This window comes from Anaerocolumna aminovalerica, from assembly GCF_900115365.1.
In the GTDB taxonomy this organism is placed as follows: Bacteria; Bacillota; Clostridia; order Lachnospirales; family Lachnospiraceae; genus Anaerocolumna; species Anaerocolumna aminovalerica.
Window position 1 is genome coordinate 34575 of record NZ_FOWD01000006.1, and the last position, 17373, is coordinate 51947.

Genomic DNA, 17373 nt, shown 5'->3' on the forward strand with positions numbered 1-17373 from the left:
TTAAATCAATCGTTATTGGTGGTTCTTCTCATAATTTAAAAAGATCCGCTGTTCATTACAGAACAGCGGTTTTTTCAGGGCTTATCAAAGCACTCCTGTTTTATTCTTTTTCCAGCACACCAAAACAAATTTGTATTGGTGTGTCGGAAGCATGGTAGGAATAAGTATATTTACTGGTCTTTTCTAAATACTTTTCTGCATTCTCCGGTGTGTCAAAGTTTTTACTGTCATAAGATGGTACCACCGGTGTGATCCAGGACATATCCGGCTCCAACTCCAGTAGCACAAAGTCCTTGCCAAACTGAGCCTCTGGATTTTCAGCAAGATAATCCTTGAGAACAACAGGCAAATCAAAATCCAAAACGATTGTTGCATCTTGTATGTTTTCCACACTATAAACAGGGCTGATAATCCGGTATGCTTCACCAAATAAATAACTGATTGGTTCTTCTGGGGGAGCAGCCGCTGTCAGCACATAGTTTTCATCTACTGCAGATTCTTCATTCTGATAAATATAGCATTCAGCACCCTCTCCCTGGCTGGGCAGAACCGACGGCCTGCTGAAATCGTGGCCTCCCCCTTTTCTAAGATTGTCAAGTAAAATCCCAGGATTCTCTATTATATATTCCGTATTTAATGCCCCTAATGCATCCACAGGTAAAGAAGGCGGTACAACAAGAACCGACAGGAACATATTTTCATTTTTGTATCTCAAACTTGTGACATACTCATCAAATGCCTCATAGTTTTTGCTGTAATCAGCAACGCTGTCAGGCCGGATGGTCACATAAAAGTTTGGTTTACTATCCCAAGATTCGTATTGAAATACAGTACGAAAGCGGCCTTCATGCTTAAGCAAAAAATCTTGTAAATCACCGTTCCACTTTTCATGAAAAGCCCATTTGAGACTATCCCACAACTCTTCTTTACTAGCATCATTAATTAGGTTTACCTCTACAAGATAATTATCCGACAGGGGGTTATCTGCAAAAGCAAGTTTCATTGCCTCTGCAACTTCCGGATATTCTTTCGTGTCTAAACAGTCAAACTTTTTAGATTTGTTTCCCTCTGTAAAGACATTCATACGTATGTAGTAACCTTCCGTAGTTTTGGCGTAATAACCTTGTGAATATCCCTTCTTTTTAAACCAGCGAACCCACTCAAAAGCAGGGGTGCTGCCGTATTTTTCCTGAATATACTCTGTCATAATCCCTTCAGCTTGCTTTTTAGAATACCCTCTGTTTCCACATTGTGTAAGAAATATCAAAACCACTAACAACAATAAAACTAAACCATAATGAATTTTCCGCATTAAATTCCTTCTTTCGTATTCTTTTTGTTCCTCCGCGTGTTTCATGGACTTATGGGAAAAGGCGGTTTTGCTGCTACATTAAAATAGGTGCAAGTGAGAGTATATCCATTATCTTTTCGTCATTTTCACCATGCAATTAAGGAGTTTAATCAATAATACCATACAGAAATAACATTTGTGAATATACTAAAAATAATTTTTCAAATTCTCTTACTAATATGCTTATGTTGAAAGCAATCCTAAAAACGGCACAGTTGAAGTTCCGGTAAAAGAAGTTTGGGAAAGACTTTGTAAAAGGATAAAAATTTTGTGATATGTTCTTATATAAAAGAAAACACCTATGTTTTTACTCCCCATAGGTGCATTTTTTAAAATATTATTCAAATTGGGACTGATACAACTTATAGTAGAACCCTTTCCTCTCCATCAATTCTTTATGCTTTCCCTGCTCCACTACTTTCCCCTCATTCACTACTAATATGGTATCGGCACCTTGAATGGTGGATAGACGGTGGGCAATAACGAAGCAAGTTTTATTTTCCATAAGTTTAACCATTGCTCTTTGTATCTTTACTTCCGTTCTTGTATCTACATTAGAAGTTGCCTCATCCAGGATCAACATTTTGGCATCCAGCAGCATGGCCCTGGCAATAGTAAGCAGCTGTTTCTGCCCCTTTGATATATTAAAGCCATCCTCACTGATTATGGTATGATACCCTTCAGGAAGACGTTTAATAAAAGAATGAATTCCTGCCATTTGGGCCGCCTTAACTACTTCTTCCATGGTGGCATTTTCTTTACCGTAAGCTATATTATCAAAGATAGTTCCCCGAAATAGCCAGGTATCCTGTAATACCATGGCAAAAGACTTTCGAAGGCTTTTTCTTGTCAGGTCTCTTGTTTCATTTTCATCAATCAGAATCTTTCCATCCCATATATCATAAAAACGCATAAGAAGATTTATAACCGTAGTTTTTCCAGCTCCCGTAGGTCCTACAATGGCTGTCAAACTACCAGGTTTTGCTGTGAGATTTAGTTTTTCAAAGATAACCTTCTCGGGTATATAACCAAAGGTAACATCTTTCAAATCCACTTCTCCCTCTACTTTTTCTAATTCTTTCGCTCCCTCCTTATCCAACACTTCCGGTGCTTCATCCATAAGCTTAAATACTCTCTCTGCAGCAGCTGCCGCAGACTGAAGTTCACTGATAATATTGGCTGTTTCACTAATAGGGCCGGAGAACTTACGGCTGTATTGTATAAAAGAAGATATATTACCAAGTGACATATTTCCCTTAAGATAAAATATTGCACCAACCACAGTAATAAAAGATAAGGAAATATTATTAATAAAGTTAACTGTCGGTCCCATGGTACTGCCGTAAAATTCAGCTTGATAATATGCTTCTGTAGTTTCCTCATTTATAGCATCAAAACCTTCCATAACAGCATCTTCGGAAGCATAAGCTTCTATGGTCTTTAATCCGGATACCATTTCCTCTGTAAAGCCATTCAGCTCTCCTAATTTAGCCGAGCGCTTTCGGAAAAGGGGACGTACCTTTTTGGACATAAACCTGGTATATAACAGAGATAGAGGTATGGTAATCAACATTACCCATACCAGCACCGGCGATATAATTAACATCATAATAAAAGAGCCTATTACAATCATTATACTGGCAACTATTTGTACAATGTCTGTAGAAAGGGAAGTATTAATGGTATCAATATCGTAAGATATTCTACTGATAATATCTCCCGCCTGATTCCTGTCAAAATATCCAATTGGTAATTCTATCAATTTGGTAAATACATCTTCTCTCATCTTATAGATAATTTTTTGGCTTAAATGAATCATCAATATGGAACGCAGATATGCAAAGAAAGAGGAAATAATGTAAAACCCAATCATCCATCCTGCAAAATATAAAACCTTATTTATAGCTACCCTTCCTTTGCCCAGCTCAATGGCATCAATTGCATAACCGGATAACATAGGTCCTAAGAGGGCAAACACATTGCCGGCAAGAGTTAAGATAATTGCCAGGGCTAATAACCATTTATAATGATATATATAAGGCCAGAGACGTTTTAAAACATATTTGGTATCCCTTGGTCTATCATTTTTTGTGCTGACTCCCCTTTTTGACGGTCCTGGATTTACAGCCATGTTTATTCCCACCTTTCTTACATCATTTGTGAATGATAGATTTCCTGATATACCTCACAGGTTTCTAACAAGGTTTCATGTGTTCCATAGCCAGCCATCTTCCCCTCCTCAACCACAAGAATATGATCCAGTTTCATAATGGAACTGATTCTCTGGGCAATAATAATGCTGGTTGTATCATGATACTGTTCTCTGATTGCTTTTCGAAGCAGTGAATCTGTTTTATAATCCAATGCACTGGAGGAATCATCTAAAATTAATATCTCCGGATTTCCGGCTAATGCTCTTGCAATCAATAATCTTTGTTTTTGACCGCCACTTAAATTACTTCCCTTAATGGACAATTTAAAGTCAAGTTTTCCCTCCAGTTCCTGAATAAAAGAGTCAGCCTGAGCATGTGTAAGAGCAGTCTTTACCTGTTCCCTGGACAGATTTCTTCCCAGCTTTATGTTTTCATAGATGGTGTCTGCAAATAATACATCATTTTGAAAGGCTACACCAAACTTTTTACGAAGTTCCTGCTTGTTATAGTTTCTTACATCTCTTCCATTTATAAGAATACTTCCCTCCGAAACGTCATAAAAGCGCATTAACAGGTTAATCAATGTAGTTTTTCCGGAACCGGTTGAGCCTATGATACCAAGGGTCTCTCCCCGTTTTAGGGCAAAGCTGATGTCTTCTATACAAGGTTCTCTCGTATAAGTGAAAGATACCCCACGAAATTCAATATGATACTCTGTCTGAACCGGCTCTATATTCATTTCCTTTAAGTCATCTTCTATAACTAACACTTCCTCTATACGGGCTGCGGAAGCACTGGCCTTAGAGTAGATTACAAATATTCTGGTGATACCAATAACGCCATTTAGCATTAGTGTAAAATAAGATAAGAAAGCAACTATCTTACCCGGTTCTGAACTACCGCTGTTTACCCGGTAAGCGCCGATAACAATCACCAGGGTAAGTCCTAAATTCAAAAGCAGATTCATTATGGGGTCAGTAACAGCCATAGTAATACCAGCTTTCAATTCTTTGTTGACAACCTCCCTGTTCACCTTTTTAAAACGTTCTTTTTCATAGGGAGTTTTAGATAATGCTTTAATCACACGAATACCGCTGATATTCTCTCTTACTACCCGTACCAAACGGTCTGCGGAGGATTGTACCTGAATATAAAGAGGAATGCCTTTTTTGGATATGTAGAATACAACTAAAATAAGAAAGGGAAAAATACCCGCAAGAACTAATGTCAATACAGGTTCTAAGGTACTGGTGATCACGATTCCTCCAAGTAGTAAAATAGGTGATCTCACTCCAAGCCTCTGCATCATACTAATCATACTGTGAATATTATAAGTATCCGTTGTTAATCTGGATCCTAAAGAAGGTATTGTAAAATAATCGATTTGAGCACCGGATAAGCTTTGAATTTTTTTATACAGATCATGTCTTAAAGTTTTTACGGTATCTTTAGCTACTTTGGAAGCATTGCGGTTTGCTTTGATATTAAAGGTTCTTGCCCCAACAGAAAGCAGTATCATAACAACTCCCCATAGCAAAATATAAGAAATTTTCTTAAACGGAATTACTTCGTCTATAATATATGCTAGCACCCATGGAAGTCCTAGATCCAAAAATGTTCCAATAACTTTAATAAAAAGCCCATATAACATAGAATTCCTATAGGGTTTTAAATATGCAATCACTTTGTTCAAAGCAAAAACCTCCCAGACCTGGCTTTTCACCAATTTAATTTTTCGAAACCTACATTAAAACTTAAAGCAGTGAGATTTTAAAAACTCTTATTTACAATGAACCTTAATAAAATACCATAATTATTCTATCATTGGTAAAAGTAACCGTCAAGTTTAGCAAGCCAGAGCTCTGTTATATTATCTGATCCTATATACAGGTATTCCTGTACGAATCACGCCGAAGCTCAAGGAACTGTATGGACGGGGACTGTATGCAGTTCACTATTTTCTTATAGATATATATTGACACATTAAGCATAAATAGTATAATATGGTATTGATATCATTTTGATATCTCTTTAATATTTAATACTATTTAAAACTATAGTGGTATTAAATATTAGTTCATACAAGAAAGGGGTCTTAAATATGTCAAACAACTATAAAAATTTAGAAAACTCAATGAATTACGAAGAGATTCATTTAAAGGCGAAAAGCGGACTATCCGCACTGATAGTAAACAGTTTACTGATACTGTTAGGAATTGCAGGATTCATCTATGGTATCGTTCTGTTATCCAATGGCGGTGGAAATGTGTTTCTTGGAGCATTACTTATGACTGGAGGAATTCTTTATTCCTTTATAATTGGCCCTGTTTTATATGCCGGACTAAAAGTACTAAAGCCAAATGAAGCTCTTGTCTTAACTTTATTCGGTAAATATCACGGAACACTAAGGGGCGAAGGCTTCTTCTTCGTAAATCCATTCTGTGTTGCCGTAAATCCTGCTTCCAAAACCGCATCCTCCGGTTCCTTTGGCTCAGCAAATGATGCAGCAGCAAAAGATAAAATCTCTGTTAATATTTCCACAGTACAATTTACAAGCAAGAAAATATCCTTAAAAGCAATGACTCTAAATAACGAAAAGCAAAAGATCAATGATCAGCTAGGGAATCCAATTATAATTGGAGTAGTCGTAATATGGAAGATTGTAAATACAGCAAAAGCAGTCTTTAATGTAGACAATTACAATGAATTCTTATCCATACAAACGGATTCTGCTCTTCGGGATATCGTTCGCTTATATCCTTATGATTCTTTTGATAATGACGAAGAAAAATCCTTAAGAGGAAGCAGCTTGGAAGTTGCTGAAAGATTAAAAGAAGAAATTCAGTCCAGAGTCAACATTGCAGGACTTGAAATTGCAGAAGCAAGAATCACAAATCTGTCCTATGCACCTGAGATTGCATCTGCAATGTTGCAGAAACAGCAGGCATCTGCCATTGTTGCTGCAAGACAATTAATTGTGGAAGGTGCCGTAGGTATGGTGGATATGGCATTAGAACAGTTAAATCAAAAGCATATTGTAGATTTGGATGAGGAACGTAAGGCTGCCATGGTTAGTAATTTACTGGTTGTACTTTGCGGAAATAAAGATCCTCAGCCCGTAGTAAACAGCGGTTCCTTGTATTAGATAATATAAATATTGCAACAATATCAAAAAGACAGGAATAAAAGATAATCGTAAAAAATAAATGCTTTGTACAATATATGAAGATTGGGATGATGATAAATGGAAAATAAAGAAAAGGATAAGGAAAAAAAGCAGCTCTTATTACGATTATCATCTTCCTTATGGCAGGAATTAGCCGCTTGGGCGGAGGATGATTTTCGTTCCATTAACGGGCAGATTGAGTACTTATTAAATGAATGCGTAAAACAACGCAAAAAAAATAAAAAAGATTAAATAATAATCCCTGTTCCTCTATTCGGAACAGGGATTATTTACACGTTATGCCTTAATAAATACTTTTCGTCTTTTACTTTTTATTAGCTAAGTATTCATCTAACTGACGCTGTACTTCTGCTACATATTCATCAATACCTGCATCTTTTAATTTTTTAATTGCCTTTGGATATTCCGTTTCAAAATCTACAAAACCGGAACGGACAGCAGCTAAATCTTTACCAGCTACTTCTCTAAGGGCAGTTTCTATTTCTTTTACATTCTCATTATTAAAACGGAAACCTAAAGAATCTGATACAATAGCTTCATTATCCCATTTTGTATAACTATCAATGTTTTCCTGTTCTACATCCGGAGCAAATAATTGATAATTTTGATTTCTGAACATCCATTCATAGAAGAACTCATTTGAGGAAATCTTATTAATTCTTCCATCAACAATTTCGTAATCTCTTCCTTCAACCCCATATAATGCGAATAAATAATTTTCTTGTGAAGAATAAAGCCAATTAATGAACTTCATTGCCCCTTCCGGATTAGGTGCAGTTACAGGGATACATAATACCTCTCCCCCTGTTGATGTAATATAACGGGGCTTTTCCGGTGCCAGAAGGTAACTTTTTAATTTGGCATCCGGAGCATTGGCTTTAACAGTATTAATGATTTCCATTTCCTTACCTAAAGAGCCCTCTACCCATAGATATAAGCCGGTCTGCATGCGGGAGTCTCTTTCATTGTATTTGATTGTTAAATCCTCCGTATACAATCCTTCATCATACATACTTTGGTTATACTTAGAAAGTTTCTGAAATGCTTCTGTCTCAAAATAACTATATGCCTTTTTCGTATCTTCACCAAATACCACTAAGTCTTCTGCAGCAATCCAGTTATATTGCTCCTCTGTAAAGTATCTGGTTAAAGGCTTAAAGATTACGTCAGCTGGCCCTTTCATTTCAGGAAATTGTTCCTTAACCTTTTTTGCAAATTCTTTTAAATCCTCAGCAGTTTTGATTTCTGTCATTCCAACTGCTTCTAATATATCCTGACGGACACATACTAATTGGAACATAGCAGAGGATGGTGCATAGGCAGATGGAATACCATATATTTTACCGTCAATGGTTGCACCTTGAAGCTGTTGTTCCGGTAAAACCTTAAGCATATCTTTTCCATATTCATTAATCAAATCATCCAATGCCATACTTTGTTTCTTATTTACCATTGCTGCAAGATCAGGAAGTCCATCCCAATAAAGGTCTATTGGTTCATTAGCAGCTAACATAATATCTTTTTGCTCCCAATACTGAGCCCAAGGCACAAAGGTAACTTCAACCTTTAACCCAAGATCTGCTGCCATCTTTTCAGCGAATTCATTTTTAAGGAATTCAGACATCCTGTCACTTGTTTCTCCGGGATATAAAATAGTAAGAGTTTCCAGGTCTCCTTTTGCATTTCCCCCTTTTTTGCCACAGCCTGCTAACAGCGAAGCCGCTAACATCATTACTGCTAATAAAATAAGTAATTTTTTTAATTTCATAAAAATATCCTCCTTTATATTTTTTATAAAATGCCTTTGCGGCATAATACACAAGGTTATTCCTTCACGGCCCCTGTCATAACACCATGAACAAAGTACTTTTGAACAAAGGGGTATAGAAAGATGATAGGTCCTATGGTTATTACCGTTACGGCCATCTTAACGGTTTCTGCCGGTAACGTTATTCCCCCTGCTGCCCCGGCCGGTACACGTCCGGAACTAATTGCATTAACATTGGACAATATGCTGTATAGATAATACTGTAATGGGAACAGATTTTTATCATTAATAAAGATCAAAGAATGCCACCAATCATTCCAATATTGTAATGCATACATTAAGCCCACTGTTAATATGGCGGTCTTACTTAGAGGCATTGCCATCTTTATAAATATGGTAAAATAATTCGCTCCATCAATTTCTGCTGCCTCATAAAGGGACGATGGTATACTGGAAAAGTATGTACGCATTAAAAACATATTCCAGACACTAAAAATAGAAGGCAGGATTAATGCCAAAATATTGTTCTTCAATCCGTAGAAATTAACGCACACCATATACCAGGGTATAAGCCCCGCAGAAAAAATAATTGTAAAATTACAAATAAATGCAATAACATTTCTATATTTTAATTTCTTTATTGAGATAGCAAATGCCAGCATACTGGTAATCAGCATAGCTCCTACTGTACCTACTACCGTAATAAATATAGTCACTCCATAAGACTTTAAAATTTTAGTACCGCTGTTGATAAATATGTACTTATAGGTATCAAAAGTAAAGCCTAAGGGAAGAATGGAATAACCCTTTCTTGCTATTTCCTGTTCTGATGAAAAGGAAACACTTATGGTTAAGATTAACGGATATAAGCATATAACTGCGAACAATCCAATAAAGCAATACGCGATAATCGTCACTAATTTATCTGTAAACAGTTTATTTTTATTCATTAGAACAGCCCCTCTCCTTCATTTACTTTCTTAGCGGCCTTGTTTGCAAATGTTACTAGTATTAAGCCCATTAAAGACTGGAACAATCCTATTGCTGTAGAATACGAGAATCCTAAAGTTCTCATTGTCTGATAAACATAGGTATCAATTACGGTAACCTCATCAATTAAAACCGGATTGTTGCCAACAATACCATAGATCATTCCGAAATCACCATAGAAAATTCGCCCGATACTCATTAGTGTAAGAACTACAACGGTAGGTTTTAACATAGGAATTGTTAAATAAAAGATACGCTGGAACTTATTGGCACCGTCAACTTTAGCTGCTTCATACAAGCTTCCATCAAAACTAGACATTGCAGCCATATAAATAATGGAATTATAGCCGCTCCATTTCCATACGTTAGCTATAATAATGATTGCTTTCCAGTACTTAGGTTCTGCATACCAGCTTACAGAGTTCTTACCAAAAAAACTTAATAAATTATTAGCAACACCCACATCTGTAGAGAATATTCCGTATATAATTGCACCTACTACCACCCAGGAAAGAAAATAAGGAAAAAACATCATACTTTGGGTAATCTTTTTGTAAGACTTATTTCTAATCTCATTTAGAAAAATAGCTATAGTAATGGGGACGATAGTTCCAAGTATAATACCAAAAAAGTTAATTACCAAAGTATTATAAGTAACTCTCCAACCCATACTGTTTTTTGAGAAGAAAAATTTAAAATTCTCCAGCCCAACAAATTTACTTCCAAAGATACCATCCACTACATTAAAATCTGTAAATGCCATCCAAACTCCGCCAAAAGGTATGTAGCAAAATAGAATTAATACGATTAAAGCAGGTACACACATTAAATACAAAATTCTGTTTTTCTTTAACTCATAGAGAAGTCCGTCTTTTCTTCTATTTCGGCCTCCATTCAATGACTTTTCAGCAGCCAAATTCATATTAACCTCGATTCCGGTGCTTTAGCACCATTTAATAACAAGCAATTTGTGCCCGCAAATTGCCGGTTGAAAAATTTGTTTTTCAACCTAACCTCGATTCCGGTGCTTTGCACCATTTAATAACCATAAAACCTATTACCACCCTATTATTTTGCTTCCTCTTATTTTAAAACAGCATCTTTCAGTTGTTCTTTAAATCCTTGTATTTCAATGGTTTTGCCGGTAACTCTTGCTTCTTCCGCTGCATATGCCATAATGTGGCTCTCTACGGATCTGTCAATGGATGACCTGCTGTCCTCACCCTTACTTTCCAGCATATCTAAAAAGTCCTCCATCAAACCGGTATCACCGCCTCCATGTCCACCTTCCACTGAGCCCGGATGAATGACCCTTTGTTCATAACCTCCTACTGCATTGGGGGCAAAATGAGTCACTTCAATAATATTTAGTCCATCATCCCCTCTTATTTCTCCATTCTCACACATTATTTTGATGGTCCGGCACATCCTGTTAGTAAATCCACTTAAGTTAAAGCTTACAGTTACACCATTTTCAAATTCAATAAGGGATACCTGGTTATCGCATACATCATTATCACAGCGGTATACACAACGTCCGTAAGGACTGGTCTCCAATGCCTTTAACAGTCCTTCCTCTGTCTGATCCTGACTTATTACCGTAGCCGGCCATTGTCCTATTACCGGCAGATAAGCTTTTCTCACATCAAAACGGCATTCTTTTGCTGCTTTACAGGTCAGGCATCTGTCCGAACTATCCTTTGGCGCATTTTCTTCTTTAAAATACCTCAAATCTCCATAAGATGAAATTCGTTTTGCATTACTGTTCACCAGCCAAGTTAGAATATCCATATCATGACATGACTTTTGCATAATCAAAGGGCTGGCCAGGTCGCTTCTTCTCCAGTTTCCTCTTACAAAAGAATGGGCAATGTGGTAATTACCAACATTTTCATTATGCTGAATGGTTACTACCTTACCTAATTCATTGCTGTCTATAATCTTCTTAATTTCTGCAAAAAAGTTTGTGTAACGAAGTACATGGCAAACTATAACATGGCATTTCTTTTCATGGGCTTTTTCCTGTATTTTTACACATTCCAAAGGACTTGGGGAAATTGGCTTTTCTAAAAGAATATCATAGCCCAGCTCCAATCCGTCCATAGTCTGTTCATAATGGTCTCTATCCATAGATGCAATAATAATTGCATCACATATTTTCCCTAATTGATAAAATTCTTTTACTGATTTAAACTGTCTTTCTAATGGTATATTAAACTTATCTGCTGCCGCCTTTCTTCTCTTATCATCCGGTTCTACTACTGCAATAATGTCCGCTCTTTTACTGTTATAGGCATACTCTGCATAAATCATGCCTCTTTGTCCTGCACCTATTAAACCTAATTTCACTTTAACCTCGATTCCGGCGTTTTAGCGCCTGCGTTTTATTTCTTTATCTTAATACTTCCTAATGCTGTAAATAAAATAAGACTTGTAATTAAAAATAATATTTGTATGTTTCCTATGGAAACTACCTTCCACTCTATTCTAAGATTCTTAAGTAGTTGAGAAGCAGCTGCCCCCAAAATTCCTCCAAAAAATCCGGTAACATAAGCGATAGATTGGGTCACTCCTAAATATGCGGTTTTACCCGACTCCGGCCCATAGGCATACTGAATATTAACCGCTGCCATGTTAAATGCTCCATTACTTCCTGTTAATAGTATTTGAAAAACAGGAACTAAAATCAAAGCATTGTTTACGGTAACAAAAGCCCAACCCATATAGCAAAATGCAATTATAATTCCACTGGTTTTTAATAAAAAATTCCATGAGGTTTTATCTGCCAAACTCCCCCACAAATAAATAGATACCATTCCAAAAATATTCCCTAATACTCCAACCACTGAGATAAAAGAGTAACTTAATTCAAGAGAATTAACCATATATATAGAAATAAATGAAACCGAAAAATGGACTGCAAAATACCATATGCTCAAAAAAAAGATAACTTTACGAAAATGTAGATCCTTTAAGGGTCTGCTAATCATTTGAAATAAGGAACTATTATGTACCTGCTGTATATTAATCGGTTCCCCTATACCGGATAGGAGCATAAAATCCAGTATGGATATTACTAATGCAAGAAGAAATATAATAGTAAAACCTGTTAAATATTTATTATTTACCTTATAGTAATCCAACATCCGGCCTATCATTAACGAAGCTGCTGCAACTCCAAACATAGATGTAATATCTTTGATTGCAAGAAACCTGCCTCTTCCCCGTACAGGAGTTATACTCATATTCCAGTTGTTAAGCCCTGGTGTAACAAAACCTGCCGCCAGATATGCAAAAGAATAAATTATCATGATCACCATAAGCTGAGAAACTTTTTTGTGTAATACATAAGGTACAAAGATGATGGTTCCCACTGAAAACCGAAACAGAAAGCAGCAAATACAAATTAGCAGTTTTCTATGTTTTAATTTCTCAAAAATATAAGGCGAAAACATCTGTAATATACAACCTAACTGGGGAATTGCACCTATTATGGCAATGTATCTTTCCGATGCTCCTAAATAACTTAAATAACCCACTAAAAAGGTTCCTGTTGTTAATAAGCTAATCATGTTAGCTGTTAACCCGGAAAGAATTAACTTCTTCTGTCCCCTTTTATATTCCTCTTCTGTTAGTTCATTACTGTTAAAATATATCTGCCTAAATATCCTTTTTAATTTAGTATACATAAGTGTCCTTTAATATCCTGGGATTTATTCTTCTTCCGGAACCTGGGGATCCTCTAAGGGATAATATCCTTCCGGATAATAGGTATCCCAGATGTTAAAAAGCTCATTTCGCTTCTTATCATCAATACAAACCGTCCCAATCTGGTAAAATCCATTCAATGGAGTATTTTCATTATTAAGTTGTATAGGAGTGTTATCTAATAAAAAAAGTCCTATGGATATGGTATAAACCCCAGATTCAATATCCGGTAATTGGAGAACCTCATTATGAGTAATATCACCTACCGACCATGATTCTGTACTGCCTTTCAAGGTCAATTCATAAGAATTCTTTTCACTGTACAGCTGTAGGTCCTGGGGTTTTATTAGTAATTTTATTATAAAGGGCTGATAAATCCTTGCAGTTCCCATATTCACAAGCCAAAGCCGAATGGGTAATGCGCCCTTGCTTGAAACTGCCTCCGGATAAGTAACCCTTCTTATAGTTACGTTATATCCCAAATCTAATTGTTTATTTGAGAGTCCTCCATGCCATCTATAGATTTCTCTGCTTATATTAGGTCCACAAACATCATCCGTTATATGTATCAACACCGGGTTCTTCTTCCATACATGTTGAAGGTTTTGTTTTGCAAATCCTTCGCAGCATTCTATCCAATTCTTTTCATTGCACTTTACCAATAATCCAAAGTCTTTATTATTATCTTTTAAATAACTGATCAACTCCTTGTTATCTAAATCAGCGAAAATCGTTGTTTTATCAAAAGATTCTATATACCCATCCCATTCTGCCTGGCTGTTATTTATTGTTGAAATCACAACACCAACCAATTTCCTATCTCCTCCTATGAAACTTCCAACCCTTCTTATAAAGGAGGTAAAGGAATCTGACTTATGGTTATCTACCCATAAGGGAATATCAGGAATCAGCACCAGAATCGGATTCTTTACATTCTCCATTTCTCTATTAATTAATTCTAAATTAAATTCACCCCGGTGTGGTTCTAAGGAAGCCCATGGAAGTTTTACATAATGAATCTGGCCCGTTCCAAAATTAGATGGTGCCTTACTTTCTGGCTTTAAACGAATTGTTTTGGTTTTATACTTCTCATAATTCTCAAGTGAATAAATTCCCATATCCCCTCCTATTGCAGATGACTGTCTACTATTTCTTTAAATCGTCTCATGTCTTCATTGGTTATATATGGCATACTTCCTACTTTGTTAGCATCTTCTTTTAGAACTACCATACTTAAGGTATTGAATCTTCTTCCGCTTTTTATGTATTCCGCGGCTGCTTTTTGCAAGGATGTCTTTAACAAAATACTGTCAGGATCTGCCTTCCAGTCTCCAAAGGTTTCATACCTGAGCATGCTGTCTCCTTCAAAAATAGGATAATTATAAAATTGTCTTTGTACCTGAACAATATTGCTGCTTTCATTTAGTATTAATGACAATCTGGTATCATACAACCAGCTTTCACTCCAAAATCCCTTTATAGTTAGTTCCGGAAAATACTCTTGATAAAACTCAATTGCCAGTTCCATTGAGTTTCTTACCCTGTCCGGCGTGTAACCGGGTCCTGAAGGAATATGAAAAGCTAAAACCGTATCTCCCTTTTCCAGTACCGTATCCCATTCACTTTTATTAATTGTAGTTGTTTCCTTTTCTACAAATCCCATTGGGTTAATTCTATTTGCGGTAATAAAGTCCTCATTTTCATCCCATATGGTAGCAAACTTACCCTTCTTGTCAAATACATCATTAATTCCATCTCTTTGTCCGTCCCTGCGGAATTCTTCCCCAGCATGTCTTAAGGCAATTACTCTTTGTGAAATCTTATTACGAAACATAGTGAAATTATCTTCAAAACGGTATGGTATAAAGAAAAACCGGTCAAGCAAGAATATAGAGCAAGTATAAAAATTCATGTCCCATGGAAAATCACTTACTTTAGTATCATTGCTCTTTACCAATTTCTCTAATTGATTCTTTAAAGGTTGATGAGGTATCTTCTCATAATACTCTTTTGGTATTCCTCTGTTCTCCATTTGTTTTATAGAAGGTACTACACAGGAAAGCAACAACAAGAAGGAATATAAGTCACCATGCTTTTTCATACAACCGGGAGTAAGATTGGTATAAAAATCTTCATCACAACGGTTACGTGCAGAGCACATATCATCTACCAAAAATTTAGTAAAATAGAATAGCACAGAATCCTTTTCTATTTCTTCCAAGGCAGATAACAGAAGTTCTCTCTTGTCTTCAGGAATATTATACTGATTCCATATTCCATATAAAAAGTCCCTGTGAATTAAGATTTCACTGTTATCTGGTTCATAGGTTGCATACTTTTCTTCAATTCCTTTTGGCAATTGATCAAACTTACAATAATCGATACAAGCCTTATACTCTAATTTTTGATTCATGGTGTTAGTCCCTTTCTATTAAAATTTTACCCATTTGGTAATAACCGTTCTTTTCTCCTGCAATGGCAAGTTTTATATTTCCTATTTTATCTACACCTGTTTCAATTCCAATTTCTAAATTATAGGTACCTTCCAATACATTATCGGGAATTAAAAAGCTTTCTTCCCAGAGAATGTCCATGTCCGGCAGCCACCCACGAATATCTTCCCTGCTTTTAAAAGTATGTACTCCCTTCTCCCCAACCAGCCTGACTACAAGAGTATAGGGATTATAAACAGGTGCAACTCCTACATTAGCCCATAAGCCGCTGATATGAATATATTGTCCTTTTTTTATCAGGCTGTCATAAGTAAACTTCCTAAGTTCAAAACGGTACCCCATTTTCTGAATCCAGCCCTCTACTTTTTCTTTCCAAGGTTCCGGAACGGTAGTGCCTTTGCTGTTAAATGAGGATATATGCCATTTTAACGATTCCTTAATAATATAATCAATATCCCATCCCTGATAATACCAATCATTCATATGCCAGCATGCTTCAAATAAAACAGGTGCCTTTTCCCAGGCAGAACCCATATTAAAGTTTTGAATATTCTGAGGGTAAAAGTCCAGCATATGAGACCACTTCTCACCATGGAATCCACCCATATCCCCCAGACAGTCTACTCGAAAACCAACCTTTGCTTTACGTTCCTTAATAATCTTAACAGATAAGGGATCATGTAAAAGTGCTTGAAGAGGTGTAATTTTAAATCCATCCAAATAGGCATCTGTAACCTTTTTAATTGCCTCCTCATCTAAGAATTCCGTTCCTCCTCCTTCTCCCCATGCTCCTACGATTGTCATGTCAACGGAACTGATAATTGGATTCCCATCGAAATGTTTTGCAAAGTCTCTAATAAAATTTGACCAATATTCTATGTAGGGAGTAGTGTTAGGATCCACCCTCCAAAAAGGGAATTCCGGTTCGTGGGGGCATTCTTTTCGAAACCAGCCAGGTATATCCTCTTCTTCATTTAAGGCATAAGGAGAACATCTAACCACTGCTGTACACCCTAAAGATTTTGCATATTCTAATTTATCTTCTAGCAGCTTCCAATCATATAAACCTTTTTCACGCTCTATCTGCCTCCAGCCCACGCTGCAAAAATATACTTTACTGTCCGGGTGATTATAAGTTCTACTATCCTCTGTAAACTTATATTTTTCAACCTCATTGCCCCGATTGTCGTAAACTTTTTCCTTACTTCCCATCAATTCAGGGGCAGCTATAAAGCCAATGCCCGGATTTATAATTGCCGTATCAATTATCGTTGGGTATATGGTATTTTTCTTATTCATAATCTTCTCCATCCTTACTGCAGGTAATTTACTTTAAAAAGATTGCATCCTGAACTTTTATAGTATTCAGATAGTTCTGTCAGCTTAGCCGTACTGCAGTTCATCACGGCAGCCAGACAATCATAACAGCGTATGATACCAATTTGCTTTCCAAGTACTTTTAAGTTCATAGCAACTTCATCATTTATTACTTTTTTGCTGCATATAGCACAATGAACCTCTTTCATGACTTTCCTTTCCTAAAACTATATTAGTACATTTTTTAGAAAATAGATGGTTTACGCATAATTTTTTATTGTTTACGTTGATTTGTTACGTTTGTTTACTAAAATTTATAGTTATTATAGCATTGAATATTTCATTTGTAAATAATAATCCGTATATTTTTCACAATATATTTTTTATTTCAATATATTATTAGTTATTCTTGACATGTAATGATTTAAATTGTATTATATATATTA

Annotated in this window: 14 protein-coding genes; 2 read left to right on the forward strand and 12 right to left on the reverse strand. The window is 36.1% G+C overall.

Going from position 1 to position 17373, the window contains the following annotated elements; translation table 11 throughout:
* Window positions 1-100 precede the first annotated feature (100 nt).
* The 3 genes from BM183_RS04955 to BM183_RS04965 all read right to left on the reverse strand — a co-directional run bounded on the left by BM183_RS04955 (window position 101) and on the right by BM183_RS04965 (window position 5188).
* A complete protein-coding gene (locus BM183_RS04955) occupies window positions 101-1312 on the reverse strand; it encodes a hypothetical protein (RefSeq protein ID WP_091684909.1) in 1212 nt (403 codons plus the stop codon).
* 376 nt (window positions 1313-1688) lie between these two features.
* The gene (locus BM183_RS04960) at window positions 1689-3482 is read right to left on the reverse strand and encodes an ABC transporter ATP-binding protein (RefSeq protein WP_091684911.1); all 1794 of its coding nucleotides are present in this window, start codon (window positions 3480-3482) and stop codon (window positions 1689-1691) included.
* Window positions 3483-3499: 17 nt separating this feature from the next.
* On the reverse strand, window positions 3500-5188 hold the full coding sequence (locus tag BM183_RS04965; protein ID WP_242960867.1) for an ABC transporter ATP-binding protein: 1689 nt from the start codon (window positions 5186-5188) through the stop codon (window positions 3500-3502).
* A 417-nt stretch (window positions 5189-5605) separates the two neighbouring features.
* Between BM183_RS04965 and BM183_RS04970 the strand changes: the two genes are divergently transcribed.
* The gene (locus BM183_RS04970; RefSeq protein ID WP_170847893.1) at window positions 5606-6649 is read left to right on the forward strand and encodes an SPFH domain-containing protein; all 1044 of its coding nucleotides are present in this window, start codon (window positions 5606-5608) and stop codon (window positions 6647-6649) included.
* 99 nt (window positions 6650-6748) lie between these two features.
* Window positions 6749-6922, forward strand: coding sequence for a type II toxin-antitoxin system antitoxin (locus tag BM183_RS20485; protein ID WP_139221482.1), 174 nt, complete (start codon window positions 6749-6751; stop codon window positions 6920-6922).
* 73 nt (window positions 6923-6995) lie between these two features.
* On the opposite strand, the gene BM183_RS04975 is transcribed toward BM183_RS20485, so the two are convergent.
* The 9 genes from BM183_RS04975 to BM183_RS05015 form a co-directional block, all read right to left on the reverse strand.
* Window positions 6996-8459 carry an extracellular solute-binding protein gene (locus tag BM183_RS04975; protein WP_091684915.1) on the reverse strand — a complete coding sequence of 488 codons (1464 nt, stop codon included), beginning with the start codon at window positions 8457-8459 and terminating at the stop codon, window positions 6996-6998.
* Between the two features lie 56 nt (window positions 8460-8515).
* A complete protein-coding gene (locus BM183_RS04980; RefSeq protein WP_091684917.1) occupies window positions 8516-9409 on the reverse strand; it encodes a carbohydrate ABC transporter permease in 894 nt (297 codons plus the stop codon).
* The gene (locus tag BM183_RS04985) at window positions 9409-10371 is read right to left on the reverse strand and encodes an ABC transporter permease (protein WP_091684918.1); all 963 of its coding nucleotides are present in this window, start codon (window positions 10369-10371) and stop codon (window positions 9409-9411) included. The genes BM183_RS04980 and BM183_RS04985 overlap by 1 nt, the downstream gene beginning before the upstream one ends.
* A gap of 161 nt (window positions 10372-10532) precedes the next feature.
* Window positions 10533-11798 carry a Gfo/Idh/MocA family protein gene (locus tag BM183_RS04990; RefSeq protein WP_091684920.1) on the reverse strand — a complete coding sequence of 422 codons (1266 nt, stop codon included), beginning with the start codon at window positions 11796-11798 and terminating at the stop codon, window positions 10533-10535.
* Between the two features lie 35 nt (window positions 11799-11833).
* Window positions 11834-13138, reverse strand: coding sequence for an MFS transporter (locus tag BM183_RS04995; protein ID WP_091684921.1), 1305 nt, complete (start codon window positions 13136-13138; stop codon window positions 11834-11836).
* 24 nt (window positions 13139-13162) lie between these two features.
* On the reverse strand, window positions 13163-14275 hold the full coding sequence (locus BM183_RS05000) for a DUF4832 domain-containing protein (RefSeq protein WP_091684923.1): 1113 nt from the start codon (window positions 14273-14275) through the stop codon (window positions 13163-13165).
* Between the two features lie 8 nt (window positions 14276-14283).
* Window positions 14284-15570 carry an acyltransferase domain-containing protein gene (locus tag BM183_RS05005; protein WP_091684924.1) on the reverse strand — a complete coding sequence of 429 codons (1287 nt, stop codon included), beginning with the start codon at window positions 15568-15570 and terminating at the stop codon, window positions 14284-14286.
* A 4-nt stretch (window positions 15571-15574) separates the two neighbouring features.
* A complete protein-coding gene (locus tag BM183_RS05010) occupies window positions 15575-16909 on the reverse strand; it encodes a DUF4832 domain-containing protein (protein WP_091684926.1) in 1335 nt (444 codons plus the stop codon).
* A gap of 14 nt (window positions 16910-16923) precedes the next feature.
* A complete protein-coding gene (locus BM183_RS05015; RefSeq protein ID WP_091684928.1) occupies window positions 16924-17136 on the reverse strand; it encodes a hypothetical protein in 213 nt (70 codons plus the stop codon).
* Window positions 17137-17373 lie beyond the last annotated feature (237 nt).

Bases quoted from the DNA above. Each gene is read 5' to 3' on its own strand.
- BM183_RS04960 (WP_091684911.1), bottom strand. From the start codon at position 3,482: ATGGCTGTAAATCCAGGACCGTCAAAAAGGGGAGTCAGCACAAAAAAT.
- BM183_RS05005 (WP_091684924.1), bottom strand. From the start codon at position 15,570: ATGAATCAAAAATTAGAGTATAAGGCTTGTATCGATTATTGTAAGTTT.
- BM183_RS04995 (WP_091684921.1), bottom strand. From the start codon at position 13,138: ATGTATACTAAATTAAAAAGGATATTTAGGCAGATATATTTTAACAGT.
- BM183_RS05010 (WP_091684926.1), bottom strand. From the start codon at position 16,909: ATGAATAAGAAAAATACCATATACCCAACGATAATTGATACGGCAATT.
- BM183_RS04980 (WP_091684917.1), bottom strand. From the start codon at position 9,409: ATGAATAAAAATAAACTGTTTACAGATAAATTAGTGACGATTATCGCG.
- BM183_RS04970 (WP_170847893.1), top strand. From the start codon at position 5,606: ATGTCAAACAACTATAAAAATTTAGAAAACTCAATGAATTACGAAGAG.
- BM183_RS05015 (WP_091684928.1), bottom strand. From the start codon at position 17,136: ATGAAAGAGGTTCATTGTGCTATATGCAGCAAAAAAGTAATAAATGAT.
- BM183_RS05000 (WP_091684923.1), bottom strand. From the start codon at position 14,275: ATGGGAATTTATTCACTTGAGAATTATGAGAAGTATAAAACCAAAACA.
- BM183_RS04975 (WP_091684915.1), bottom strand. From the start codon at position 8,459: ATGAAATTAAAAAAATTACTTATTTTATTAGCAGTAATGATGTTAGCG.
- BM183_RS20485 (WP_139221482.1), top strand. From the start codon at position 6,749: ATGGAAAATAAAGAAAAGGATAAGGAAAAAAAGCAGCTCTTATTACGA.
- BM183_RS04955 (WP_091684909.1), bottom strand. From the start codon at position 1,312: ATGCGGAAAATTCATTATGGTTTAGTTTTATTGTTGTTAGTGGTTTTG.
- BM183_RS04985 (WP_091684918.1), bottom strand. From the start codon at position 10,371: ATGAATTTGGCTGCTGAAAAGTCATTGAATGGAGGCCGAAATAGAAGA.